The organism is Streptomyces coffeae (assembly GCF_016741875.1).
Taxonomy (GTDB): domain Bacteria; phylum Actinomycetota; class Actinomycetes; order Streptomycetales; family Streptomycetaceae; genus Streptomyces; species Streptomyces coffeae.
Map to the genome: position 1 here is coordinate 191,586 of NZ_JAERRF010000009.1, position 23,301 is coordinate 214,886.

23 protein-coding genes and 2 pseudogenes are annotated in these 23,301 nt (G+C 69.3%); 12 read left to right on the forward strand and 13 right to left on the reverse strand.

Annotation, left to right across the window (positions count from 1 at the left end):
• Window positions 1-5 precede the first annotated feature (5 nt).
• A complete protein-coding gene (locus tag JK363_RS17645) occupies window positions 6-1,580 on the forward strand; it encodes an SMI1/KNR4 family protein (RefSeq protein WP_201875867.1) in 1,575 nt (524 codons plus the stop codon).
• Window positions 1,581-2,243: 663 nt separating this feature from the next.
• Here the strand turns inward: JK363_RS17645 and JK363_RS17650 are convergent.
• The gene (locus JK363_RS17650) at window positions 2,244-2,819 is read right to left on the reverse strand and encodes a GNAT family N-acetyltransferase (protein ID WP_201875868.1); all 576 of its coding nucleotides are present in this window, start codon (window positions 2,817-2,819) and stop codon (window positions 2,244-2,246) included.
• 197 nt (window positions 2,820-3,016) lie between these two features.
• Here JK363_RS17650 and JK363_RS17655 point away from each other — a divergent pair, with 197 nt between their 5' ends.
• From JK363_RS17655 to JK363_RS17665, 3 genes are all read left to right on the forward strand, one after another.
• Window positions 3,017-3,931 (forward strand): alpha/beta fold hydrolase, encoded by a 915-nt coding sequence (locus JK363_RS17655; protein WP_236075874.1) that lies wholly within the window; start codon window positions 3,017-3,019, stop codon window positions 3,929-3,931.
• A 23-nt stretch (window positions 3,932-3,954) separates the two neighbouring features.
• The gene (locus tag JK363_RS17660) at window positions 3,955-4,788 is read left to right on the forward strand and encodes a MerR family transcriptional regulator (RefSeq protein WP_201875869.1); all 834 of its coding nucleotides are present in this window, start codon (window positions 3,955-3,957) and stop codon (window positions 4,786-4,788) included.
• 209 nt (window positions 4,789-4,997) lie between these two features.
• Entirely contained in the window at window positions 4,998-5,405 is a 408-nt protein-coding gene (locus JK363_RS17665; protein WP_201875870.1) for a RidA family protein, read from the forward strand.
• 192 nt (window positions 5,406-5,597) lie between these two features.
• On the opposite strand, the gene JK363_RS42490 is transcribed toward JK363_RS17665, so the two are convergent.
• From JK363_RS42490 to JK363_RS17685, 5 genes are all read right to left on the reverse strand, one after another.
• Entirely contained in the window at window positions 5,598-6,074 is a 477-nt protein-coding gene (locus JK363_RS42490; RefSeq protein ID WP_307821776.1) for a Rossmann-fold NAD(P)-binding domain-containing protein, read from the reverse strand.
• Window positions 5,960-6,229, reverse strand: a complete 270-nt coding sequence (locus JK363_RS42495) for a hypothetical protein (RefSeq protein WP_236075875.1) — start codon at window positions 6,227-6,229, stop codon at window positions 5,960-5,962. Before JK363_RS42495 ends, JK363_RS42490 begins: the two co-directional genes overlap by 115 nt.
• Complete coding sequence (locus JK363_RS17675; RefSeq protein ID WP_201875871.1) at window positions 6,226-7,359, reverse strand: aminotransferase class I/II-fold pyridoxal phosphate-dependent enzyme; 1,134 nt, start codon at window positions 7,357-7,359, stop codon at window positions 6,226-6,228. The genes JK363_RS42495 and JK363_RS17675 overlap by 4 nt, the downstream gene beginning before the upstream one ends.
• Entirely contained in the window at window positions 7,356-8,009 is a 654-nt protein-coding gene (locus tag JK363_RS17680) for a helix-turn-helix transcriptional regulator (RefSeq protein ID WP_201875872.1), read from the reverse strand. Before JK363_RS17680 ends, JK363_RS17675 begins: the two co-directional genes overlap by 4 nt.
• A gap of 169 nt (window positions 8,010-8,178) precedes the next feature.
• Complete coding sequence (locus tag JK363_RS17685) at window positions 8,179-9,189, reverse strand: GlxA family transcriptional regulator (protein ID WP_201875873.1); 1,011 nt, start codon at window positions 9,187-9,189, stop codon at window positions 8,179-8,181.
• Between the two features lie 53 nt (window positions 9,190-9,242).
• On the opposite strand from JK363_RS17685, the gene JK363_RS17690 reads away from it, so the two are divergent.
• Window positions 9,243-10,115 (forward strand): dienelactone hydrolase family protein, encoded by an 873-nt coding sequence (locus tag JK363_RS17690; protein ID WP_236075906.1) that lies wholly within the window; start codon window positions 9,243-9,245, stop codon window positions 10,113-10,115.
• A gap of 33 nt (window positions 10,116-10,148) precedes the next feature.
• On the opposite strand, the gene JK363_RS17695 is transcribed toward JK363_RS17690, so the two are convergent.
• Window positions 10,149-10,586: a cytidine/deoxycytidylate deaminase family protein gene (locus JK363_RS17695; RefSeq protein WP_201876043.1), complete on the reverse strand. Its 438-nt coding sequence runs from the start codon at window positions 10,584-10,586 to the stop codon at window positions 10,149-10,151.
• 214 nt (window positions 10,587-10,800) lie between these two features.
• On the opposite strand from JK363_RS17695, the gene JK363_RS17700 reads away from it, so the two are divergent.
• A complete protein-coding gene (locus JK363_RS17700) occupies window positions 10,801-12,072 on the forward strand; it encodes an MFS transporter (RefSeq protein WP_201875874.1) in 1,272 nt (423 codons plus the stop codon).
• Between the two features lie 7 nt (window positions 12,073-12,079).
• Here JK363_RS17700 and JK363_RS17705 read toward each other — a convergent pair whose 3' ends face one another.
• Window positions 12,080-12,259: a hypothetical protein gene (locus tag JK363_RS17705; RefSeq protein WP_201875875.1), complete on the reverse strand. Its 180-nt coding sequence runs from the start codon at window positions 12,257-12,259 to the stop codon at window positions 12,080-12,082.
• Between the two features lie 28 nt (window positions 12,260-12,287).
• Between JK363_RS17705 and JK363_RS17710 the strand changes: the two are divergent.
• From JK363_RS17710 to JK363_RS17725, 4 genes and pseudogenes are all read left to right on the forward strand, one after another.
• Window positions 12,288-12,605 (forward strand): annotated as a pseudogene (locus tag JK363_RS17710) (IclR family transcriptional regulator); the annotation flags it as partial.
• 51 nt (window positions 12,606-12,656) lie between these two features.
• Entirely contained in the window at window positions 12,657-13,652 is a 996-nt protein-coding gene (locus JK363_RS17715; protein ID WP_201875876.1) for a LysR substrate-binding domain-containing protein, read from the forward strand.
• Between the two features lie 436 nt (window positions 13,653-14,088).
• The gene (locus tag JK363_RS17720; RefSeq protein ID WP_201875877.1) at window positions 14,089-15,420 is read left to right on the forward strand and encodes an MFS transporter; all 1,332 of its coding nucleotides are present in this window, start codon (window positions 14,089-14,091) and stop codon (window positions 15,418-15,420) included.
• The gene (locus tag JK363_RS17725; protein WP_201875878.1) at window positions 15,417-16,634 is read left to right on the forward strand and encodes a carboxylesterase family protein; all 1,218 of its coding nucleotides are present in this window, start codon (window positions 15,417-15,419) and stop codon (window positions 16,632-16,634) included. Before JK363_RS17720 ends, JK363_RS17725 begins: the two co-directional genes overlap by 4 nt.
• Before the next feature lie 180 nt (window positions 16,635-16,814).
• On the opposite strand, the gene JK363_RS17730 is transcribed toward JK363_RS17725, so the two are convergent.
• Together JK363_RS17730 and JK363_RS17735 are read right to left on the reverse strand one after the other, a co-directional pair.
• A complete protein-coding gene (locus JK363_RS17730; protein ID WP_201875879.1) occupies window positions 16,815-17,408 on the reverse strand; it encodes a DinB family protein in 594 nt (197 codons plus the stop codon).
• Window positions 17,409-17,498: 90 nt separating this feature from the next.
• Complete coding sequence (locus tag JK363_RS17735; protein WP_201875880.1) at window positions 17,499-18,587, reverse strand: serine hydrolase domain-containing protein; 1,089 nt, start codon at window positions 18,585-18,587, stop codon at window positions 17,499-17,501.
• A gap of 566 nt (window positions 18,588-19,153) precedes the next feature.
• On the opposite strand from JK363_RS17735, the gene JK363_RS17740 reads away from it, so the two are divergent.
• Both JK363_RS17740 and JK363_RS17745 read left to right on the forward strand, forming a co-directional pair.
• Window positions 19,154-19,870 carry a nucleoside/nucleotide kinase family protein gene (locus tag JK363_RS17740; protein WP_201875881.1) on the forward strand — a complete coding sequence of 239 codons (717 nt, stop codon included), beginning with the start codon at window positions 19,154-19,156 and terminating at the stop codon, window positions 19,868-19,870.
• Window positions 19,871-19,990: 120 nt separating this feature from the next.
• Window positions 19,991-20,143, forward strand: a pseudogene (locus tag JK363_RS17745) (helix-turn-helix domain-containing protein); the annotation flags it as partial.
• Window positions 20,144-20,424: 281 nt separating this feature from the next.
• Here JK363_RS17745 and JK363_RS17750 read toward each other — a convergent pair.
• From JK363_RS17750 to JK363_RS17760, 3 genes are all read right to left on the reverse strand, one after another.
• Window positions 20,425-20,985 (reverse strand): RBBP9/YdeN family alpha/beta hydrolase, encoded by a 561-nt coding sequence (locus tag JK363_RS17750; RefSeq protein WP_201875882.1) that lies wholly within the window; start codon window positions 20,983-20,985, stop codon window positions 20,425-20,427.
• Entirely contained in the window at window positions 20,982-22,259 is a 1,278-nt protein-coding gene (locus JK363_RS17755) for an MFS transporter (RefSeq protein ID WP_307821758.1), read from the reverse strand. Before JK363_RS17755 ends, JK363_RS17750 begins: the two co-directional genes overlap by 4 nt.
• 119 nt (window positions 22,260-22,378) lie before the next feature.
• Window positions 22,379-23,296, reverse strand: coding sequence for a TauD/TfdA dioxygenase family protein (locus JK363_RS17760; protein WP_201875884.1), 918 nt, complete (start codon window positions 23,294-23,296; stop codon window positions 22,379-22,381).
• Window positions 23,297-23,301: the final 5 nt, after the last annotated feature.

Here is a 23,301-nt window from a genome sequence, read left to right on the forward strand (position 1 = left end):
AGAGCATGGTGGAGCAGGCGGTACGACCGATAGTCGAGGCGATCGTCGCCAGGGCCCCGAAGGGCTGGACGCATGCGGTGCTGCACGGCCGGGCAGGGCGGGGTGGCACCGGAGTGACCGGCGGCTACAGCCGACAGCAGGAGCGCTGGAACACGGGCCTGCCCAATCCCTACGAGGAACTCATGGCGCTGGCGGAGAGAGTGCGCGAGGACCGCGGCTGGGAGCCCATCAGCCTGGAGATTCAGTGCCGGCCGTCCGGCGAGTACCGGCTCGTCGCCTTCAGCGACGCCATCAGCAGGGTGACCGGAATGAGCAGCGGCTTCCAGGTGGTCCTGGACCCCGACTACCAGTTGCCGCAGCCCGGCCAACATCAGCAGCCCGGCACCGCCGCGCCGACGGGCGACCCCGAGTTGGCCGTGGCCCGCTTCCGCGCCTACCTCGAGCGGCGTGCCGCGATCCTGGGACACCCCGAGGAACTGCCCCCGCCCGCCACCGCCGCCGCGATCGAGGAGGCCGAACGCCGCCTGGGCCACCGCCTGCCCGCCGACCTGCGGGCGCTCTACCTGATAGCCGACGGCGACGGCCTTGGCCACCACCACCGCTACCTGTTCCAGGGCAACGCCTGGCTGTCGCTGGAGAGCATGGTCGCCGAGCACACCGAGTGGGGCGCGGGCGAACGGCCCTGGTACGGCTGGGATCTGGAATGGGACGCCGTCGTCTTCGACACCACACCCACCGACACCGTCCGCCGATGTGGAGGCCACCCCGGCTGGTTGCGCTTCGGCACCAGTGAGGACGGCAACTTCCTGGCCGCGGACACCGCTCCGGCCCGCGACGGCCGCCCCGGCCAGATCATCCGGACCGGCCGCGACTACGACGAGGGACCCACCTACGTCGCCGATTCGATCACCTCACTCCTGGGCCACTACCTGGAACTGATGGACCAGGGTGCCTACGAGAAGGACGGCGACCACATCTCCCTGCTCGAGCCCGACCACGATCCCGCTCCCCAGCAGATCATCGGCGGCGATATCCCCGACGAGGTCCCGCCCACCCTCCAGGCGATGCACATCAACAACGTCACCGGCCTCGTCGACCTCGCCCCGCTCACCGCCGCCCCCAGGCTCCGGCGCCTACACCTCAACCACTCCGCCACGGCCGACCTGACGCCCGTGCGCGAACTGCCTGTCGAATCCCTGCGCATCAGCCTCACCGAAGGCGACCTGACTCCCCTCGAAGCCCACCCCCACCTCACCTCCATCGACCTGACCACCACCGCCCCGGCCGACATCACCTCCCTGCGCACCGTCCCCCACCTGCGGGGCCTCGACCTCTCGGGAGCCGACGTCGCCAACCTCCCCGTCCTGGCCGACCTTCCGGATCTCCGCTACCTCTCCCTCACTGCCCGCCAGTGGACCACCCTCCTCGACGAGGCCAAGGTGCCACCCACCCTCACCGCAGCCCTCCTGGCCGACACAAACGCCACCTTCGACGACGCCCTCGCCTGGGCTGCCCGCCTCGGCCTCAGCACGGACAACGCCCTCCGCGTCACCGGCACCCTCACCACCGTCGGCGGTTGAAAAGCGCCCCGGGTCGGGGCCCCTTCACCGGTCCCCACCGTCGTCCGGGCGTCAGCGCCCGGTTCTGCGGCGGTGGGGGCCGCGGCGGGAGCGGCAATGGCCAGCACCGTGTTGCGCCACGGCAGCATGGGATGCGGCGCGCATACGAAGACCGCGGCGAAGACGACCCCGTCGACGTAGCAGCACCTGGTGACCGTCGGAACCGAAGCGCCAGAACGCAGGTCCGCCCGTGCCCGCGTGCGGTCGATCAGTCGAAAACACGCAGCATGAACCGCGCCGCTCCCGCAATCCCCCGTCCAATCCACCCGAACAAACCGAACTCCGCAACGACTTCCCCAGCGTCAGCGGCCATGTCTGCCTGGTCCAACCTGGAACGGCACCGGGAACAAGACCGAGGCCACCGGCGCCGCTGGCCGCCGCACTTCCTACACGTCGTCATGACCACCATTCTCCACTGGCCGAAGGGTGGTCGGCGAAGTCCTACGCGGGCGCCTCCCGCACACCGGGCTGATGCGGCTGGGATGCCTGGCATCCGCTCACCGGCGCGGCATCACCGGGCTGAACACCCGGCCCCTGCACCGCGTTGAACTCCCCTGCCGTTGCGGTGTAGTTCAACGCGGGACTGGCAGCTGATGTCGGTCGGCCCGCCGGTGCGTGCGAACCTCAGCAGACCTGATCTCGGCTGGTGGGCTGTGTGGCCGTCCCCGCCATCTCCGCGGTGATGGCCCAGCGCTCGTGGTCTCGCCACTCGCCGTTGATGAACTGGAAGGCGGTCGAGTAGCCCTCCCGTTGGAAGCCGAGGCGTTTGACGAGGTTCAGCGAGGGGGTGTTGTCCGGCTGGATGTTCGCCTCCAGCCGATGCAGTCCGAGATCACCGAAGGCATGTTGGACGACCAGCCCGAGCCCCTCGGTCATGTAGCCGCGGCCGGTCGTGGAGGCGTAGGCGGTGTACCCCAGAGTTCCGCTCTGGAGGGCGCCCCGGACGATGTTGTTGATGTTGACACCCCCCAGGATCGCGCCGTTGCCGTGCAGGCAGATCACGAAGCCCTCGTGGGTGGGCTCCTCGAAACGCCCGAGCCGACTCTCGAACGCCTCGACCGTGTGCTCGGCGACGCCCAGCCGGCGGCGGAGCATCTCGGCGCTGTCCTGGGCCAGCGCTGTGAGCTCGTCATAGTCCTGATGACAGATGTGTCGAACGGCCACTCGCGGGCCTCGCAGGAGGTATCTCGTGCTTGCCATCCGAGGATCCTAGAGTCAGCGGCTTCGGCACCTGCGGTCGCGTACACACGAGCCACCGCTGATGTCCGTGGCCGCTGTCGCAGGCCACTGCCGACGCCATGTTCGTGATCGCGCACATCCGACGCTCTCGTGCGGGTTCGTGGGTGTCACGGCGCGGGGCGGGCGCCCCGTGGCCAGAGAGAGGCCGCTGCGACGAGTTGACCCTGACGCAGGGTCAACCTCTCAGCATGCTTGGCATGACGACACGAAGCAAAACGATCGAGGTCTCCGGACTGCACGCGTCGTTGCCGACAGGCGACAGGACCCTACGGCACTTCACGGTCCACCACGATGGCGTCACGATCCCGGTATCCCGCGGCGGGCAGGGACGACCGCTGGTCCTGTGCCCTGGACTGAACTCGACACAGGCCGATCTGCACGAGCTGACCGAGCTCCTTCGACGCGACCACGACGTGGTGACCTTCGATCTCAGGGGCCATGGCCTCGCCTCGGCCGCCGACCGCTACTCCTTCGACGCGTTCCTGAGCGATCTCGTCGCCGTGCTCGCGGAGCTGGGACGCCTCGGCCTGCCCTCGGAGCCCGTGCTCGTGGGCTACTCGCTGGGCGCGGACCTGGCCGTGCACTACGCCTCCGAGCGTCCTGACACCGTCGCAGAGCTTGTCCTCATCGATGGGGCGAACCCGCTGCCCGAACCGTTCATCACCGAGGCCGACCTGGCGGAATTCCGCGCAATGGCGGAGGACCTGGCGACGCGGCAAGGGGTCCAGCGGGTCAAGGGCAGCACGCGTCAGGTCTCACTCACCGCCCAGGACATCTTCGACCTGAACCTCGAAATCGATGTGGTTCGGTCCGCCCTCCTCGACCGGTACCGGAAGATCGAACACCCCATCAGCATGATCATGTCGACCGCGATCGCCGGCGACAGCACCGAAGGACGTGTGCCGCGGCACAACCAGCTCTGGCGTGCCGGCGTCGAACGGCTCGTTCACGAGCGGCCGCACATCTCCACCTCCTGGGTCGACACCGGCCACCGGCTGGTCTTCACCCACGCCCCGGACGTCGCCCAGATCATCCGCAGTGCACTCCACCCAGCCGGCAGGCCGACTTCTTGAGCAGTTCCCAGGAGACTGGTCCGATGCTGACGATCGGCGAACTGGCGTCGTACGCCGGAGTGACGGTGCGCGCGGTGAGGCACTATCACGCCAAGGGGCTGCTGCCGGAGCCGGAGCGGGATCACTCCGGCTATCGGAGGTACGGCGCCGACGCCATGGTCGAGCTGATCAAGATCCGGACCCTCGCCGGGGCCGGGGTCCCGCTGGCGCGCGTGCGGGAGTTGCTACAGGCCGACGAGGAGGAGTTCGCCGCGGCGGTCGCGGACATCGACAGGCGGCTTCGGGCGGAGATCGGGGAGCGGCAGCGGCACCGCGAGCGGATCGCCCGCCTCGCCGCCGGGGACAATCTGGCGCTGCCCCCGGAGGTGGTCGACTTCCTCGACCGACTGCGGGCGCTGGGGGTCGACGAGCGGATCATCCAGGTCGAACGCGACGGCTGGATCCCGCTGGCCGCGCACTCCCCCGAGCGAGTCCCGGAGTGGATGGCGCGCAAGCGGGAGCAGATGGCCGACCCGCGGCTCATCGACTTCTATCTCACCCTGGGCCAGGCTCTCGACCGGTCCGACGACGATCCACGGCTGGTCGAGCTGGCCGACGAACTGGCCGCCTACGTCACGCAGATGGCCGATGAGCGGGGCGAGGACTACGTCGACGACACCGACATCGAGCCACCGTTCGTCACGCTGATGGACACGCTGGCTTTCGACGCCTTGCCCCCGGCCCGCCGACTGATCGAGCTGCTGAAGAAGCGAGGCTGGACCGGCTGGACCAAGCTCGAGCGCGTGGACCCAACACGAGGTGCGGCCGGAACACGGCAGGAAGACACCGGGTCTGATGCCGATCCAGGAACGGCGTAGCCCCCTTGGAGAGCGGGAATCCTCGTGCAACGCGAGTCCGCGCGTGTCAGGTCTGTTTCGTCCTTGGGTGAGCCCTTGAACTGCTTGGTCACCATCAGGTTCCCCAGTCACCAAGAAGTGCGTTCTTCCATGTCAGCGACCACTCTCCTACGGTTCCTCAGTAACGACAGGAGACCAAAGACGGCTCCCACGACATGGAGGCAGGCAGCATGGCCATCACCCTGGTGAACCCCGGCGGATTGCCCGAAGTCGACGTCTACCGGCAGGTGTCGATCGCATCCGGGGCCAAACTGGTCTTCATCGCCGGGCAGGTCGCCTGGAATGCCGAGGGTGTCACGGTCGGCGAAGGCGACCTCGCCGCGCAGGTCGAGCAGTGCTACCTCAACATCGCCACCGCTCTGGCCGAGGCCGGTGGTTCCTTCGACGACGTGGCGAAGCTGACCGTGTACGTCGTCGACTGGACCCCCGACAAGATGCCCCTGCTCCTGGAGGGGATCTCCCGGGCGGCCGCACAACTGGGGGTCACCCCGGTCCCGCCGGCCTCGCTGCTGGGCGTAGCCGCACTGGACGTCCCCGACCATCTGGTCGAGATCGAAGCCACCGCGGTCCTCGACTGAGCAGTGCTCCAGGCAGCGCGGAAGGCCCCGGACGACGCTGGCAACCCGTGAATCGCCACCAGTTGCCGGGCAAGGAGTTCCATCTTCCGCTAGATGTCCTCCCCCTCCAGCCGGAGGCTCCCTGGCAGCAACGACATCAGCAGCGACGGATGGTCGCAGTGCTCGGCTGTCGCATCAACAGCGTGAAAGCGGTCACTTCGCCTCCGGCGCCAGTTCGCGCAGGACGGCCGTGGCGAGTGCTGCGTCGAGTGCGCCCACGCCGGTGAGGTCCGCGATCGTAATCGCCCCGTCCGGCCGATCGATGGGGCTTGCGAGCAAGAGGCCGACGGGCGTATCGCTGGTGTCGGTGGTGGACCCTGCGCGCACGGCACGGCCGAAGTCGCCGTGGTCCAGGCACTGCTGGTGGTCGTCCACTGCGATCAGCGCCGCGCGGGCGAAGAGCGCCGGTGGCAGTTCGTTCTTGTGTGGCATGTCGGTGCCGATGCCGGTCACGTGCGCGCCCTCGCGGACCTGACCGGCTTGCAGGACCGGGGCCGTGGCCGGTGTAGTGGTGATCAGACCAGGCCATGGTTGGTGGGCAGGCCGACCGCGGTGTTGCGGTAGAAGCCGGTGGCGATCTTGATGGTGAAGTCGGGCGTGCCGGTGACCCAGCCGGCCTTGACGTGGCAGTCACCGTCGTCCTCGGGAAACTGAAGGTGCAGCGGTGGTGGGACGCTGGTGCGGCTGTGGGCGTGGGCGATCAGCGCGTCACGGACGGCGGCAAGGACCAGCTCCGGGGTGGTGACGCGCTTGATCTCGGCGGTGCCGAGGATGAGCGGGGTCATCGGTTGGCTCGCAGCCACTGAGTGAAGGCGTCCAGGCCCGCTTCGGGGTTGGCGCGGCCGACGCCGATACGGAATCGGTCGGTGGGGGTGGGGGTGAGCTCGGAACGGTAGATGCTCGCGGGCAGCAGCAGGACGCCGGCCTCCTCGACCAGGCGGGTGCAGAACTCCTCCACCCCTTCGGGGCCGAGGTAGCGGGGGTAGGCCACGCAGCCGCCGTCCGGGGACTGCCACTCGAAGAGGTCGGCGAACTCGGCGAAGAACGCGTCGAAGAGCGGCAGGTTGGCCTCGATGAGCGCCCGGTTGCGGTCCAGGATCGTCGTGCGGGCCTTGAGCGCGATACGGGCCAGGACCTCACTGGGGGCGGAGTTGCAGATGGTGGTGTAGTGCTTGGCCCGCTCCAGCCTGGACAGCAACTCCCGATCACGGCAGGCGATCCAGCCGATCCGCAAGCCGGGCAGGCCGAGCGACTTGGAGGTCACGTTCAGGGACAGGGCGCGCTCGGACAGGTCGGCGGCCTGCGGCAGGGTGCGGGACGGGTCGCGCTCCAGGCCGCGGTAGACCTCGTCGCTGAACAGGTGAATGCCGCGCTCGTCGCACATGCGTGCCAGCTCGGTGAAGTCGGCGGCGCTGATGACCTTGCCGGTGGGGTTGTTGGGGAAGTTCACCGAAACGACCCGGGTGTTGGGGCGGATCGCCGCTTTCACCTGGTCGAGGTCCAGAGCCCAGTCACGGCCGGCGTCCAGGGCGACACCGGTCACCTCGCACAGGGCGAGTGGCACAGTCTCGGCCGCCTGGTAATTCGGGGTCACCACCACCGCGTGGTCGTCCGCGTCCAGCAGGACGTTCATCGCCAGGTACAGGGCCTCCTCGGCGCCGGCGAAGCAGATGACGTCTGTCGCGTCCGCACGCTCGTACATGCCGGAGATCGTCTCGCGCAGGGCCGGGTCGCCGAAGGTCTCGGTGTAGCCCAGGGAGAGGTTCTGGAACGCTGCGCGGTCCTGGTCGTCGGCCAGGTCGAGCAACTCGCCGAGGTGCATGGTCTGGACGTCGGAGGCGGTCAGGTGGTGGCGTGCGGTGAACTCCCACCGGGAGAAGTAGGTTTCCAGGCGGAAGTCGGGCAGTCGGGTCATTCTGTGTGGTCCTTTGTGCTGGGTGCTCGGAGTTCGGCCAGCAGGCCGTAGAGAGTGGATCGGGAGACCCGCAGGGCACTGGTGACGACGGGGGCGGCACGGCGCACTGCGAAGACCCTGGCCTCGTCCAGCCGGGCGAGGACGGCCAGGCGGTCGGCGCGGGTCAGCCGCTCGACCGGGCGGCCGCACTCGCGTACGTACGCGCCGACGATGTGCTGGACGCGCTCGGTCCAGTCCTGCTCGAACAGTGGCTCCGGCCGGGGCGCGGTCGGGGCGCCGAACGCGGACAGCACGGCCGCGGCCTGCTCCAGTGGCGTGCGGTCGAGATTGACGCACAGCACCGCGCGGGCCTTGCCGTCCGCGTCGCGCAGGACAGCGCTGACCGACGACAGGCGCCGACCGTCCGCGAGCAGCTTCTCGTACGGCCCGAACACATCCCGCGCCGACGGGTCCAGCCCGTCCAGTTCGCCCAGCAGTGAGGAATCCCCCGGACTGCGGGAACTCATCGGATTCCAGATCGCCAGGATCCGGTCGGCATCCGGGTCGTGCAGCACCACCTCGGCGTACGGGCCGAGCAACAGGGCGACGGCCTGACCCACGGGGGCCCACAGCCGCACTCGAGGATCCGTGCTCTCTTCGACTGCCTCCATGGATGGACTATAAGTCCACGCTGGACGAAGTGTCCATGCACGACGCTCCCGAGAAAGCGCGCATGGGCCTGACCAGCCGATCAGGCGGCATTTGCGATAGAACGCAACGATTAATACCGAAATGCGAAGGCCCAGCAGGAGTGCTGGTGTGTGACGTCGCCGGCGGGTCTCACGTGTCCGCTCGTCGGATTGACTCGTGGTGGTCGCAGCGACGATGGAATCTCGCGCGGTACTCCCTCGGCCGCTGGCCCGTGTGTCTGGCAAAGAGGCCGCTGAACGCCCCGGGGTCGCGGTATCCGACGTCGGCGGCGATGCGTGCGACGCTCCTGTCGGTCGTCTCCAGCAGGTGTCTGGCTCGGCGCACCCGGGCCGTTTGCAGGTACGCAAGTGGCGTCTCACCCGCTTCGTCGCCGAAGCGGCGGAGCATGGTTCTGGTGCTGACGTGGAACTCCTGGGCGAGGGTGGCCAGGTCATAGCGAGCACTGAGGTTCTGGTCGAGCCACCGCTTGACGCTGAGCGAGAACTCCCTGCCCACCGTGGGTATGAGCCCCGAGTCGACATAGGGAGCCTGTGTGGAACGTGCATCGTCAACAAGCGCGATACGCGCGGTGCTACGGGCGACGCGGGGGCCGTCGTGCTCGCGGATGAAGTGCAGCGCGAAGTCGTACATGGCACTGAAGGCCGCTGTAGTCGTCACCCCCCGGTCGGTCACGACCAAACTCTCCGGGCGGAGACGCACATCGGCGTACCGGCGGGCGAACCGATCCGCGAACAACCAGGACGTGGTCGCTTCGCGCCCGCCGAGCAGCCCGGCTTCAGCGACCAGGAAAGCGCCCACGCAGATCGATACAACAGCGGTCCCCGAGGCCGCCAGCGATCGAATCGACGCTACTTCCGGTCCCAGGTGTGCGAGTGTCGCGTCGAGATCGAGGGTGGGCGAAAGCTCGAAGCCCGGCACGATCAGGACGTCTACCGGGCGAACCGGCGAGACGTCGAGGGCCCAGCCGCCGGACGCGCTCACACGCCCCCGGGGTGAGATGACCGACGCCTCGTAGGCCGGCTGACCCGGCCCTTGCGCCGCGGCGACGTGCGTTGCCATGGCCAGGAGGTCGGGGACTCCGAACACCTCCGACGCGAAGCAACCGGGGTAGGCCAGCACACCGACTCGCAGCGGACTCATGCGGCTCCTCCGGCGCCTGTGAACAGGTGGCGATATTACCGGGATACGTGGCGATGCCGCCGCTTCTCCAGGAGGGCGGCCACTCATCATCATCTCGGTTCATGACAACCATGCGAGGAAAGCGCGACCCCTTGGACGACTTCGCGCGGAGAGCCATCAGCGTCGATGACGTCGACAAGACCGTGTACGTTGCCGGGTCAGGACCGGCAGTCATCCTCATGCCCGAGATGCCGGGTATCAGCCCCGACGTCGCGCGGTTCGCGCGGTGGGTGCGTGATGCCGGCTTCTCCGTGTACCTGCCCTCGCTTTTCGGTGTCGACGGTGCCTATCCGCTCGCCGAGGCACGCGAGACCGTCGTTCGGCGCGCGTGCGTCAGCGCCGAGTTCCGAGCGTTCGCCGGTGGCGGCACCAGCCCCGTGGTCGCATGGCTGCGCGGCCTCGCTCGTCTGGCGCACGCCGAACGGGGCGGGCCCGGCGTCGGCGCCGTCGGTCTGTGTTTCACCGGCAACTTCGCCTTGACCATGGCGCTCGAACCCGCTGTCATCGCACCCGTGGTCAACCATCCCTCGCTCCCGCTCGACGACCCCGGCGGTCTGGAGATCAGCGATGACGACGCTGCCGCCGTGGCTGAACGCGTAGCGCGAGATGGACTGAAGGTTCTCGGCTACCGCTTCGACGACGACAGGTGGTGCACCGGCCGGCGGTTCGCGGCCTACCGAGCACTGCTCGGGGACGCATTCGACGGCCGCGTGCTCAAAGCCGAGACCGCGAACACCAACCCTCCGCCCTTCTTCCGTGACGTCGTCGGCTGCGCCCACAGCGTCGTCACGGCACACCTTGTCGACCAGGACGGTCACCCCACCATGGAGGCCCGGAACGAGATCATCGCCTTCCTGGCCGAGCAACTCGGGACACAGCATGAATGAGCCTTCACCCACTGACCCACTCATCAGACGGTGTCAACTCGTGCCAAACGGCTCGGTGTTCGGGGCTTCGAGCTGATGGTCGGCCCAGACGTAGCTTTCGGGCAGCAATTCAGTGATGAGGACGGTTCGAGCGCGGTCGTCTTTGCCGACGATGACCTTGAGGGAGGGGAAGTAGTCGAGCAGGACCTGGCGGCACCGGCCGCATGGGGGAACAACCCCCCGGTCGCGGTCCCCCACGGCAACGATCGTGTCCAGCTCATAGGCGCCCTGAGCCGCTGCCGCGCCGATGAGGACCAGCTCGGCGCAGGGTCCTCCCGTGAAGTGGTAGGCATTCACCGCGGTGACGATCCGGCCGTCCCGGGCACGGGCCGCGGCTGCCATGGTGTGGTTGTCGCCCCGGCAGCGTGTGCGGGCGACGTCCGTTGCGGCCTGGATGAGTTCATGGTCGACGTGGTGGGTCTGCGCGGTCATCTTCTCCGCCTTCGTCAGGTGTCGGGCGACGTTGACCCGAGTGGCGATGATGTGCAACCGAATTTTGGCATCGAGATCCACGTCGGCCGGCGTATCGACACAATGAATGGTTGTGCGTCCCCGGCGGTCGGTTGTTTGATCAGGCGGCCTGCTACTCGCTTTGATGCCGATGGTCAGCGTGTGGTTGTTCCGTACGAGGCGAGGTGCGTTGGGTATGCCGGGCAGACGGGCGCTGGGGCGGCAGTTCGGGCGGTTGTGGGCCGCGTATGCCGTCAGCGCATACGGCACGTCGCTCGGGTTCGGTGCGTTTCCCCTGATCGCGGTCCTCGTACTGGACTCCGGACCGGCCCAGGTGGCGGCGCTGTCTGCCGCGGGGCGGGCTGTGGGGGCCGTGGTCGCGGTACCGCTCGGCCCATGGGTGGAGTTCCGCCGTAAACGGCCGGTCATGGTGGCGATGGACCTGACCCGGTTCGCTGCGTTGATGAGCGTCCCCGCCGCGTTCGCTCTCGGCCGGCTCAGCTTCGCCCAACTCCTCGTCGTATCTGTTGTCGTCGCCGCGGCCGACATCGCCTTCAAGGCGGCGAGCGGGGCGTATCTGAAGACACTTGTGCCACCGGAGGACCTGCTCCTCGCGAACAGCCGTTTCGAGTCCACGACATGGACCGCGACCACGGTCGGACCACCGCTCGGCGGCGCCGCGATCGGGGTGTTCGGCCCGGTGACGACCGTGGTCGCCGATGCGGTCAGCTACCTGCTCTCGGCGCTGGGCATCCGCGCCATCGGCGGAACGGAACCGCGCCCCGCGCGGACCGGTGGACCACGGCTGCGAGCACGCGATCTGCTCGAAGGATGGCGCCACATCCTCAACCACCCCGTGCTGCGCCCGCTGTTCCTCAACACCATCCTGGTCAACGGCCTGATCATGGCACCTCAGCCGCTGCTCGCCGTACTCCTGCTGCTCGGTCTCGGGTTCGCACCCTGGCAGTACGGTCTGGTGTTCGCGGCCCCGTGCGTCGGTGGCCTCATCGGCTCACGCCTCGCGCACCGACTCGTGGCGCGGTTCGGGCAGCACAAGGTGCTCCTCACCACCGGAACGCTGCGCGCATGCTGGCCGTTCGGACTGGCGTTCGTCCAGCCCGGCGTCCCCGGGATCGTCCTCATGATCACGATCCAATTCGGGCTGGTGACCTTCTGCGGCCTGTTCAACCCGGTGCTGGCCACCTATCGGCTCAACCACACCGACCCCGACCGGGTCGCCCGCACCCTGACCGCGTGGTCGGTCAGCACCAGCGCCACCACCGCGGTTCTGACCGCCGGGTGGGGTCTGCTGGCCGCCATCACCAGCCCCCGCACCGCCATCGCGGGCGCCGGAGTCCTCCTCCTGGCCACCCCGCTGCTGCTCCCCCGCCGCGAAAACACGCCCCAGAACACCGGGGAACAGGCCACGAGCCGCCTCAATCCGCTGGTGGATCGGGGATCGTTGTAGACGAACGTCAGGAGTCCGCTCGATCCGCCGCCAGGTCCAGGGCGACGTCGGTGATCATGTCCTCCTGACGGCCTCGATCCACTCCCAGTCGGTGTGTGCGCCGATGCCGAACGGCGTGCATACCGTCGCGCAGGGTGACGCCCTGGATGAGGAGCAGGCCGGGCCATGCGGTGTCGGAGGTGGTCATCGGAGCTCCCCCTGAGCGGTGCGGTGGGCGGCTCGACGGCCATGACGCGCTCCGGCTGCCCTCCCGTATCAGCGGCAGCCTGCCGCTGAGCTGCACCGGGGTGGGCAAGGCGCTGCTCGCCTTCTCCGGGTGTCCCAGCCGCTGCGGAGCCTCACGCCCCGCTCGATCACCGACCCGGCACTGTTGCGCTCGGCACGCCGCGCCGGTGTTCGCCCGGGGGGCGGTGGTGGCCGCGCTCTGGGTGGCGGTGCCCCGGGAGCGGTTCAGCGCGGCCCGGCTCGCCTCCGCCGTACGCACGGCCGCCCTCGGCCTCTCCCGGGTGCTGCGCGACGGCCCCGTCGGCTGACCGTCGGCGATCGGCCGGAAGGCACCCCGGGGAGTCGGCTACTGTCGTGGCGTGGAGATGCCCCGCCTGTTCGACGGCCGGCTCAAGATGCGCCATCTGCTGCTGGTGGACGCCCTCTCGCGGCAGGGCACGGTCGTCAGCGCCGCCGCCGAACTCCATGTGGCCCAGCCCGCCGCCACCCGCAGCCTGCAGGAGGTGGAGGACATCCTCGGCGTCGAGCTGTACGAGCGCGGCCCACGCGGGGTGACCCCGACCGTCTTCGGCGAAGCGTTCACCCAGCACGCCCGGGCGGTGCTGGCGCAGCTCACCCAGGCCGGGCGGCATGTGGTGGAGCTGGCCGAGGCGGACCGGGGGACGGTGGTGGTCGGCACCCATCTCGCCGGGTCGAACATCCTGCTGCCGCGGGCCATCGCCGCGCTGAAGCGCGACCACCCCTACCTGACCGTGATCGTGCGCGAATCCTCCCCCGAGGAATTGCTGCTGGAGCTGGAGGCGGGCCGTATCGACCTGGTGGTGGGCCGGCTGACCGCGCCTTCCGGGGAAGGGCTGATACGGCGGCCGCTCTACGAGGAGTCGATCGAGCTGACGGTGCGGTCCTGCCATCCGCTCGTCGGGACCTCCGGGATCCGTTTCGCCGACCTGGTGGCCTACCCGTGGATCCTGCCCGGGCCGCAGACCACGCTGCGACGTGAGGTGGAGGGGCTGTTCGCCCGCCACGGGCTCGGACTGCCGGAGAACCGGGTGGAGACCACCTCCTTCCTGACGGTCCGCCAACTCCTTCTGGACACCGACGTGGTGGCCGTACTGCCCGCTCTCCTGGTACGTGACGACAGCAGGCTGGCACGGCTGCCGGTTCCACTGGAGGCCGTCGGGCACAGCGTGGGGGTGACCGCCTCGGCCACCCGCACACTGAGCCCGTCGGCACGAGCGATGATCCGGACCCTGAAGGAGGTCGCCGCGCAGATGTCCAGCACCGGCCGCACACCGGAGCAGGAGGCGGACGACCCGGACGGTACGGGGCACAGCGGGCCGGGGAGACCCAGGTAAAGCTCGGCGTTGCCGCGCTCGATCTTGCGCCGGGCCCGCTCGGTGAGGAAGCCGCTCTTGCCGATCAGCCGGACACCGCCCGCCGGGCGGCCGTCACGGCGCGGTCCACCAGCGGCGCACCGGCCTCGTAGGCGCGGGCGTGGACGAGGCCGGTGGCCGGGTCGATGGCGCCGAAGCCCTGGCGTTCGTCGGGCCCGACGAAGTGTCCGTCGACGACGTTGCGAATCCAGCGCGGGGGGTGCCGTCATGGCTCCCACTCTCGAACCCCCACCATGCCTGACAAATGACCTTCTCGCGGCCCGCTATACCGAAACCGCTATGGCGGCGCCCCGGTTCGGTATTTGTGCGCCATGTCCCGTGCCAAGAGGATCCAGCGATACACACCCCACCCCCAACACACCCCACCGTCTGCCGCCACCAGCGAGAGGTCTCCGCCATGAGCACCGCAGCACGGCCCACAGGGGGCGTCGTGAGCAGAACGGCGATCGCCACCCTCGTCGGCACCACACTGGAGTGGTACGACTTCTTCCTCTACGGAACCGCCGCCGCTCTCATCTTCAACCAGCAGTTCTTCCCCTCCCTCAGTGCCACCGCCGGCACCCTCGCCTCCTTCGCCACGCTCGCCGTCGGGTTCGTCGCCCGGCCACTGGGCGGGCTCGTCTTCGGACACTTCGGCGACCGGGTCGGCCGCCGGGCGACCCTCGTCGTCTCCCTGCTCCTGATGGGCCTGGGCTCCACCCTCATCGGTCTGGTCCCCACCTACGACACCATCGGGCTGTGGGCCCCCGTCTTCCTCGTCGTCCTGCGCGTGATGCAGGGCATCGGGCTCGGTGGCGAGGGGGCCGGCGCCACTCTGATGTCGATGGAGCACGCCCCCGCCGGACGGCGCAACCTGTACGCGGGCTTCCCGCAGATGGGCACCCCGGCCGGCCTGGTCATCGCCAACCTCGCCTTCCTCGGCACCAGCACCCTCGCCGGGGATGCCACGTTCACCGCGTGGGCGTGGCGGATCCCGTTCCTGCTCAGCATCGTGCTCGTGGCGGCCGGCCTGGTGATACGCCTGCGCATCGAGGAGTCACCCTCCTTCGACCGAGTGCGGGAGCAGGGCGAAGTGGCCCGTTTCCCGCTCGCCGCCGCCTTCCAGGTGGGCCTGCCCCGGCTCGCGCTGACCCTGCTCGCGGTGGTCGCCAACTCCGCCGTAGCCTACGTGTTCATGGTGTTCACGCTCTCCTACGGCACCCAGCACGCGGGCTACGACAAGCAGTTCCTGGTGCTCGGGGTGAGCGGGGCCGCGGTGCTGTGGTTCGCCACCATCCCGGTATGGACCGCCGTCGCCGACCGGCACGGACGGCGAACCATGTTCCTCGCCGGGTCCGCGGCCATCCTGGTGTGGTGCGGGGCCTTCTTCCCACTGCTCGACACCGGGAATCCGGCACTCGCCCTGGTCGCCCTCGCGGGCATGGGTCTGATCATCCCGGTGACGCACTGTGTGCAGGGCGCCATCATCGCGGACACCTTCCCGGCGCGGGTCCGCTACTCCGGCTCGTCCCTGATCCTCCAGGCGGGTGCCGTCCTCGGCGGCGGACTCGCCCCGATGATCTCCACAGCGCTGCTCGGCTCATCTGCCTCCTCAACCGGCGTCACCTGGTACCTCGTGGCCATCTGCGCAGCGAGCCTGATCGGCGCGACGGCGCTGTTCCGTACGGTCCCGGAGCCACAACCGGGAGTCGGGGCCACCCGGCTCCCCGAATTCGCCGGAGAGGCGTGAAGAACGCCCCGGTCCTGCGCAGCGGTCCGCTCCGCTACGCCACCGCCCGCCGGTTCGGCCTCCCCCGGCCGGTGACCGCGCGGGAGCGGACCCCGCCGCGCGCCCTGGCCTGCCCCCAACTCCCCTCCCGGCTCGACGCGGTGATGGGCAAGCCCCGCGACCGGATCGCCCAGGGCGAGGACTGCCTCCAGCTCACCGTCACCGCGCCGGGGACCGGCGGCAGGGGGCGCCCGGTGGTGGTCTGGTTCCACGGCGGAGGCTTCAGCAGCGGCTCCGGCCTGCGCGCCTGGTACGACGCCGGGGACCTCGCCGCCGAGGGCGGGGTGGTGGTCGTCAGCGTCAACTACCGGCTGGGCGCGCTGGGTTACCTGGTCCTCGACGGCGTGTCCGAGGGCAACCTCGGCCTGCACGACCAAGTGGCGGCGCTGCGCTGGGTCCAGGACCACATCGCCGCGTACGGCGGTGACCCGGAGAACGTCACCGTCGTCGGGCAGTCGGCGGGCGCCCTCTCCGCCGTACTGCTGATGCGGATGCCCACGGCGCGGGGCCTGTTCCACCGCGCGGTGCTCCAGAGCGCGCCGCTCGACATCGCGGCGCGCCCCGTACGGGACGCGGCGGAGACCGGCCGGTCCTTCGCCGAGCACCTGCGCCGCCTCTGCGCCGCCGACCCCCGCACAGCGCCCGCCGCGGCCCTGCTGGCAGTGCAGGCACGCACCGCCGCCGACCACCGACAGCACACCGGCAGCGCCCTGGAACCACCGTTCACCCCGGTCACCGGGGTTCCGGCGCTGCCCGGCACCGGACTCGACCCGGGGGTGCGCGGCACGGACGTGTTCTACGGCTGGAACGCCGACGACATGTCCGCCTTCCCGCCGGGCCGCGGCGAACCCGCCGACATCGGCGAACGCACGGGGCTCCGCTACCGGGAACCTCTGGCGCGCCTCGCCGCCGAGCTGCGGCGGGCGGGCGCCCGCACCCACGCCTACCGGCTCGACTGGCGCCCGCCCGGCACACAGCTGGGCGCCACACACTGTGTCGAACTCCCGCTGCTGCTCGGGCCCGAGAGGGCCTGGCGACACGCGCCCATGCTCGGCTCCACGCCCTGGAGGGAGGTCACCGCCCTCGGCCGGGCGGTCCGCGGTGCCTGGATCTCCTTCATCCGCACCGGCACCCCCGGCCCCCTCCCCCGCCCGCTCACTGACCCGTACGCCTGACCCGCCTCCGCCTGCCCTCGGGCGGCCATCGGCTGGACGGTCTTCTACCGGCCGTACCGCTCAGCCATCCCGGCGGGCCTGAGCGGCAGCGCGGCAGGCCGGCCGAGCTCTGGCACTCGCGGCTGGGTCCGCCCTGTGCGAGCGCATGTCGATCGTCTCTGATCTCCGTCCGATCCGGCGTTAGGCGTCTCGGTCGGCGTCCTGAGCCGCACGCTCCAGTCGGCTTCGATAGTTTTCCCACCACGACGAGTCGCCGGGCACCATGCTGTCGTTGCCCTTGTTCATCCCAACGGCGCCGTCGATGAGTTCCCGGACGATATCGGCGTGCCCGGCATGCCGGTGCGTATCGGCAACCACGCGCACTACGGCATGATGCAACGTCACCTCATCCCTTTCCTTCGGCCACCAGGGCACCTTGCCGATCGTGTCCAGCGCCAGTGCGTCGATCGTCGCGTCCGCGTGCGCCCACGCCCGGCGGTAAAGCTCCACGATGTCCTCGCGTGACTCGTCGGCGGTGGCCCACATGTCCGCGTTGGGCTCAGCACCGTCCTCCAGCCAGGGCAACGGCTCGCCCGACGGCCGTCCGAAGGTGTCGCCGAGGTAGCCCAGCTCCACGCCGGCCACGTGTTTCACCAGGCCAAGGAGGTTGGTACCGGTCGGCGTCAGCGGGCGGCGGATGTTGTACTCCGAGAGTCCCTCAAGCTTCCACAGCAGGGCGTCGCGGGCGGACTGGAGGTAAAAGTGAAGGTCGGCCTTGGGATCCGATGCGGTCATGGGGCCAGTCTGCCGCTCGGGTCGTCTCTGTCCACCACTTTTGCGCACCGCTCGCGGCAGACCAGATGACCGACACGGGACATGCCCGCCTCAGGCACTGAGCGGGCCTGGTTCGATCGCTTGCGATACCGCAGCGAGGAGGGTCTCCACCTCGGCGCCCCAGCGAGAGCTGATCACCAGGTCTCGGGCAGGGTCGACCCACAGCAGATGGCCGCCGCCGTTGCCACGGGCGCAGCGTCCGGTTGCCGGGGCGGCCGGCCATACGGTGCAAGTGTCGTTGAGCCACCAGGACAGACCGTAGTTGGGCTTGACCCGGCACGGTGTCCACATCTGCTCGATCCAACGGGCGGAGATGACCTGGGTGTGCCCCCATCGACCGCCGCGCAGGCACAGGTGTCCGATGCGGGCCAGATCGAGCGCGTTGATCCACAGCCCTCCGCCCCAGTGGGCGCCGCCGGAGACCACCGGTACAGGGGCGCCGTCGATGTCCGCGAGGGAGTTGGTGTAGCCGTGCCAGGACCAGGACGATGACGCTCCGATCGGAGTCATGACGCGGTCCCGCAGGATGTCCGGCAGCGCGCGGCGGAGCAGAGTGGTGAGCGCGAGGGCGGTCAGGTTCACGCGGACGTCGTTGTATGCCCAGCCCTCACCGGGCGGCCCGCCGACCGACTCGGTGCCCTCCCGGGTGCTTTGCGCGTCGACCGATGTCGGCTTGCCCCACAGCTCGCCCTCCCACTGGCTCGTCTGGTCCAGCAGGTGGCGCCAGGTGATCGCTTGCCCATGGGCGTCGGCCAACTGCGGCAGCCCGACGCGGGCTGAGACCGGTTCGTCGAGGATCAACGTCCCGTCGTCATGGGCGATACCGGCCACCAGTGCCAGCACGCTTTTCGTCGCGCTGTACGCCATCTCCACGCGCGTCGGGTCCCCCCAGGACGCGATCACCGTGCCACGCCGGACGATCACGCCGCTCGCGCCCTGACCGTCCAGCAGCGGGCCGATCACCTCCCGGTGGGAGTCGTCGGCCACCTGGGCAGCGAGATACGACGCCATGTCCTCGACACCGGGCACCGGGCGCTCGGCCTGCTGCCGGGCAGCCAGAGCCACCTTCTCCGCGTCCACACCCTCCCAGGGATCCCCGCAGCCGACCCCCTCGTCCAGGCCCGCAAGAACCTTGTCCACGCCCAGCCTCCCCACGACCGTCCATCGCCCGCCGCGCCAGTGAAGCGACGGCACCTTCCGGCTCAGCTTGCCACCGCCCGGGGCGCTGCCGTCACCGGGCCGACGCAGCGCAGCGGGGCCTTTGCCTACCCTCGTGCTGTCGGTGCCCGGCGCTAGCGCCCGTCACCTACGAGGAGGGCCCGCAGGACATCTGCGACGACGACCGGGCCGTCTCGTACGTCACCCCGATCGGTGCATCGCCAATGTGTTCTTTCGCGAGTCCCACGGATTCGACTGGTCGGACTCCACGGTGTATACGGCGGGGCCGGGGACGACTCTGTACGAGGAGTTCCGTCGGATGGATCAGGAGGAAGACGAGGACGATGGCTGACTGGGCTCAACCCCACCGTCGCCGTGGCTGCCGTTCGCGGTGAATCCGCCCAGGCCGACCGGTCACCACGACCGCGGCCCCTTCGCGCGCGAAGCGCTCCGCGATCGCCGCCCCGTTGCCACGTGTCGACCCCCGGGTTGTCACGGCCGTTGCCCCCACCGCCACCGAGTGAGGGACCGGTTGCGAGACTGCCGGGATGACTATGCATCTCATCTCTGTCATCGGGAGCAGCCCTGGCGTCGGCAAGTCCACCCTGTGCCGTGCGGTGGCCGAATGGCTTTCCAGCACCGGCGCATCGGTCGACCACTTCGAGGAGGCCGACATTCTCACACGGGCCGCCTTCCGGCCCGTGGCCGAAGAGTTCGCTGGTGGAGCCCGCTCCGTCCAGCCCACGACCTTAGTCGAGTGCACTCGCGCCTACGTCTCGGAGTCACTCGCGGCGGGCAGGGACTACCTGGTGACGGACGCCCTTCTGCCGTTCATCCCGTCCCTCGTGGCATGGGGCCACGAAGAGAACACTCTTGTCCACGTCATGGGAGAGCTGGCCCGGGTCGTGGAACCAGCCCGGGTCACCGTGGTGTACGTCCACGACGATCCGCAGACGGCGCTGCGACGCGCGGTCAAGCGGGAAGGCGCTGCCTGGGAAGACTGGTACGTGCGGAAACTTGCCGACTCCCCTGGCACCCGGGCTGTTCATGACCTCGCGTCGGCCGCCGTCCATCTCCGTTTCGAGGCTGACCTGACCCATCGCCTCCTCGCACAGACCCCCTGGCACGTTCTGACCGTGGATGGAGGAGCGTTCAACGCTCAGGAGGCATACGCCCACACCCAGCGCCAGTTGATGGATGTGCTGGGGCTGCCAGGGCACGCCGTCCCGAGCGGGCGACGCCGTGGTGGCGAAGAAACGAGCTAGCTGTGCTGTCCGGGGACGTTGGTGACAGGCGACTCGCCGTGAGTGGTGCTTGAACAGGGCGAGGGCCTTCTGGTTTCGGTGTGGATTGCGAGATCTACTGCCGACGCCAGGAGGCCCTCGTTGATCCACCGTAACGCCCCGCTGACCCCGACCGGCAGGCTGCGTCTGGCCCAGTGCGTCGTCGAGGACGGATGGCCACTGCGGCGGGCAGCTGAACGGTTCCAGGTCAGCCACACCACCGCAGCCCGCTGGGCGCACGGGTGGGAGCTGGGCGTCCGCTCCGGCTATCTGCCGCACGGCATGCTGGGTTCCCCGGAGGCGTTGCTGCGCGCGTCCGACGACAATGACCTGGGCGGTTGGACCGCCAAGTAGTCGATGCCGACAGCCCTCGGTCCTGAAGCGCCTCGATGGTGGTCGCGGCCACTCCCCTGACCCCATCTGTCCTGAAGAACGATGCGTGCTCGGCGGGCACACAGCTCCCTCCCGCCCGAGGGTGAGCGGGAGGGAGTGTGAGAGAACACCGTCGTGCGCCAAGCGAACCCGTCGCACAAGGCTCAGTTGAGCTCGCGGAGGAACTCCTGCGCCCGTGGCCATTCGCCATAGCCAGAAGCAGGATTGAGATGTCCGACCGGGCCGAGGTTCTCGAGGCGGCTCCCCCATGCTCGGGCGAGATCGGCGAGGCGATCGAACGCGGCCAGGGGGTCGTTAGTGCTCGCCGCGACGATGCTGGGGAACGGCAGGAGTGTCCGCGGGGTCGGCGTCCAGCCGTTTTCGCGCAGGACATCCGGGCTGGGGAAACCCTCCGGCAGCGGGGTGTCGAAGTCCGGCGGGGCCGCCAGCAGCGCGCCCTTGACGGGACGCCGGTGTCGCTGCGCCCAGTGCACGGTGGTCATCACCCCGGCGCTGTGCGCGACCAGGAGGACCGGCCCGGAGATGTCCGACAGCACCTCATCCAGGGCGGCAACCTGGGCGTCGCAGCTGAGTCTGTCGTGGGTCAGTGGCGCAATGGTACGGGCATCGGCGATCTTGTTGGCGAGGATGGTCTGCCAGTGGTCCGGCACGTGATCGCGCAGTCCGGGGACGATCACGACCGTCGGCTGTGCGGTGAGGCTCATGACGGCAACTCCGGGGTTGTGGGCGCCACATCGGGGAGCAGCCCCAGGCGGCGCAGATCTTTCTCGTAGTTCAGCTTGCCGATGGCGAAGGCCGCACCGGCCGCGATCGCGACCAGGGGCACCATCTGTAGTGCGCCGAGCAGGCCGATGCGGTCCGCGAGCACGCCCGTCACCGCTGGGCCGGGGGCAAGCCCGAGCAGGCTGTTGGCCAGAGTGAGCGTGGCCATCGCTGTCGCCGCGATGGCAGCAGGTGTCAGATTCGCCACCATGGCGGTCGCAGGTCCGGCCGTGGCATTGGACAGCAGGGTCCCGGCGCCGATCAGCACGAGTGGCAGCGGGCCGGAGGGCAGTTGGAATCCGGCCGTCAGCAAGGCGAGTGACCCGAGACTACAGGTGATCGCCACGGTCCACTTCCGGGCACCGTCTCTCCGGCTGAGGCGGTCCGCGACCATACCGCCGCCGATCATGCCGATGCCGGTGATCAGGGCGAAGACCCCGGCGACCAGACCGGCCTTCCCGGGAGGCATGTCGTAGTAGCGGTTGAGGAAGCTGGGCATCCAGCCGAGCAGGGCCATCGCGATGAACATCTGCAACCCGCTGCCGATGTAGGCGCACACCACGGAAACCGAGGAGAACAGCCGCGGCAGCAGGGTCCGGATAGCTGCGCGTTCATCGGACGGGCAGCCATCCGGGCGTACACCGGAGGCGCCCCTGCCACCGCCGGAGACCGTACCCAGCCTCTTCTCCGTGACCACGATGCCGTAGATCACGGCAAGGGCCATTCCGAAGATCCCCATGACGCCGAACGCCCAGCGCCAGCCCAGGTGCTGGGCGACAGCGCCGCCGATCGACACCCCCAGTACGGATCCGAAGGCGCCTCCCGCGATGAACGCGCCGGAGAGCGTGGCCCGCAGGCTGATGGGGAAGACACTGAGCACCACCGCGATACCGACGCTCCCGTACGCCGCCTCTCCGACGCCCACCATGAACCGGCCCAGGAACATCTGACCGTAGCTCGCGGCCATCGCGCAGCCCAGGGTCGCAAGACTCCACACCATGGCGGCGATCACCAGGCTCCTCACCCGACCCCAGCGGTCCGCGAGCAGTGACAGCGGGACGGTGAGCACCCCGACCATCAGGGCCACGATGCCGCTCAGCGAACCCAACTGGGTGTCGGACAGCAGCCATTCCGCTTTGAGCAGCGGAAAAACCGCATTGAGGACCTGCCGTGACATGTAGTCGGACAGCAGAAGCCCGAAACTCAACCCGAACACCAGCCAGGCGTACCTGCGGGATACGGCAGCCGGTGTGGCAGGAGACGTCCCCGGCACGGCTGTGCCGGCAGTGTGAAGTCCCATCGGCGTCACCCTTCTCGTCTCTCCGGGGGGCGGGCTCAGAAGGGTTGGTCGCCGACGATTCCGGCGCGTTCCATCTTGCGGACGGCAGGCCAGTAGTCCTGGACGGCGTAGTGCTGCGTGGAGCGGTTGTCCCAGATGGCCACGCTGTTCTTCTGCCAGCGCCAGCGCACCTGGTACTCGGGGACGGCCGCCTGGCTGATCAGGTAGTTCAGGAGGTTGCTTGCCCCGGGGGCGTGGTCCTGGCCGAATCGCACGTTCTCGGGCGTGTGGTAATTGACGAAGTGGGTGGTGAAGGCATTGACGAAGAGGATCTGCTCACCGGTCTCGGGATGGGTGCGCACCACCGGGTGCTCCGCGTCCGGGTACCGTGCCTTCAGCTGGTGTCGCTGCTCTGTGGACATCACGGCGCCGAAGCTCGCCTCGATGCTGTGCCGTGCGCGCAGACCCGAGATCTGGACCTTGATGTGCTCCGGCAGCCTGCGATAGGCCTCCGCCATGTTGACCCAGATCGTGTCACCCCCCACGTCGGGCGTTTCCACGCAGCGCAGTACGGCACCCATGGGCGGGCACTCACGCCACGTTCCGTCGCAGTGGAGCGCGTTCTCGTAGTGCTCGGGCTCGCTGTCCAGGTCCTTGTAGATACGGACCAGCCCCGCGTGCTCCGGGTCGCTGCCGAGCACCGGGTGGTCCTCCAGCGGTCCGAAGCGCCTGGCGAAGGCGACATGCTCGGCGCGGGTGATGTCCTGGTCCCGCAGGAAGAGGACCTTGTACTCCATCAGCAGTTGCTGGATCTCGGCGAACAGGTCGTCGTCGCGCGCGGCGTCGCCGAGGTTCACGCCGACGAGTTCGGCGCCGATGGTGCAGGTCAGCTCCTCAACCCTGAGGGAGGTGCGGCGGACGCCGGGACGCACCAGGGCGGGTGTGATGTCCCTCGGGTGGACGGTCTGAGGCATGGTGC

What these genes read in the sequence shown, in the direction of transcription:
- JK363_RS17660 (WP_201875869.1), top strand. Translation starts at nt 3,955, where the DNA reads ATGCTGACGATCGGCGAACTGGCGTCGTACGCCGGAGTGACGGTGCGC.
- JK363_RS17665 (WP_201875870.1), top strand. Translation starts at nt 4,998, where the DNA reads ATGGCCATCACCCTGGTGAACCCCGGCGGATTGCCCGAAGTCGACGTC.
- JK363_RS17740 (WP_201875881.1), top strand. Translation starts at nt 19,154, where the DNA reads ATGACTATGCATCTCATCTCTGTCATCGGGAGCAGCCCTGGCGTCGGC.
- JK363_RS17650 (WP_201875868.1), bottom strand. Translation starts at nt 2,819, where the DNA reads ATGGCAAGCACGAGATACCTCCTGCGAGGCCCGCGAGTGGCCGTTCGA.
- JK363_RS17705 (WP_201875875.1), bottom strand. Translation starts at nt 12,259, where the DNA reads ATGACCACCTCCGACACCGCATGGCCCGGCCTGCTCCTCATCCAGGGC.
- JK363_RS17720 (WP_201875877.1), top strand. Translation starts at nt 14,089, where the DNA reads ATGAGCACCGCAGCACGGCCCACAGGGGGCGTCGTGAGCAGAACGGCG.
- JK363_RS42495 (WP_236075875.1), bottom strand. Translation starts at nt 6,229, where the DNA reads ATGACCCCGCTCATCCTCGGCACCGCCGAGATCAAGCGCGTCACCACC.
- JK363_RS17695 (WP_201876043.1), bottom strand. Translation starts at nt 10,586, where the DNA reads ATGACCGCGCAGACCCACCACGTCGACCATGAACTCATCCAGGCCGCA.
- JK363_RS17730 (WP_201875879.1), bottom strand. Translation starts at nt 17,408, where the DNA reads ATGACCGCATCGGATCCCAAGGCCGACCTTCACTTTTACCTCCAGTCC.
- JK363_RS17750 (WP_201875882.1), bottom strand. Translation starts at nt 20,985, where the DNA reads ATGAGCCTCACCGCACAGCCGACGGTCGTGATCGTCCCCGGACTGCGC.
- JK363_RS17760 (WP_201875884.1), bottom strand. Translation starts at nt 23,296, where the DNA reads ATGCCTCAGACCGTCCACCCGAGGGACATCACACCCGCCCTGGTGCGT.
- JK363_RS17675 (WP_201875871.1), bottom strand. Translation starts at nt 7,359, where the DNA reads ATGACCCGACTGCCCGACTTCCGCCTGGAAACCTACTTCTCCCGGTGG.
- JK363_RS17700 (WP_201875874.1), top strand. Translation starts at nt 10,801, where the DNA reads ATGCCGGGCAGACGGGCGCTGGGGCGGCAGTTCGGGCGGTTGTGGGCC.
- JK363_RS17690 (WP_236075906.1), top strand. Translation starts at nt 9,243, where the DNA reads ATGCCGCCGCTTCTCCAGGAGGGCGGCCACTCATCATCATCTCGGTTC.
- JK363_RS17645 (WP_201875867.1), top strand. Translation starts at nt 6, where the DNA reads ATGGTGGAGCAGGCGGTACGACCGATAGTCGAGGCGATCGTCGCCAGG.
- JK363_RS17685 (WP_201875873.1), bottom strand. Translation starts at nt 9,189, where the DNA reads ATGAGTCCGCTGCGAGTCGGTGTGCTGGCCTACCCCGGTTGCTTCGCG.
- JK363_RS17680 (WP_201875872.1), bottom strand. Translation starts at nt 8,009, where the DNA reads ATGGAGGCAGTCGAAGAGAGCACGGATCCTCGAGTGCGGCTGTGGGCC.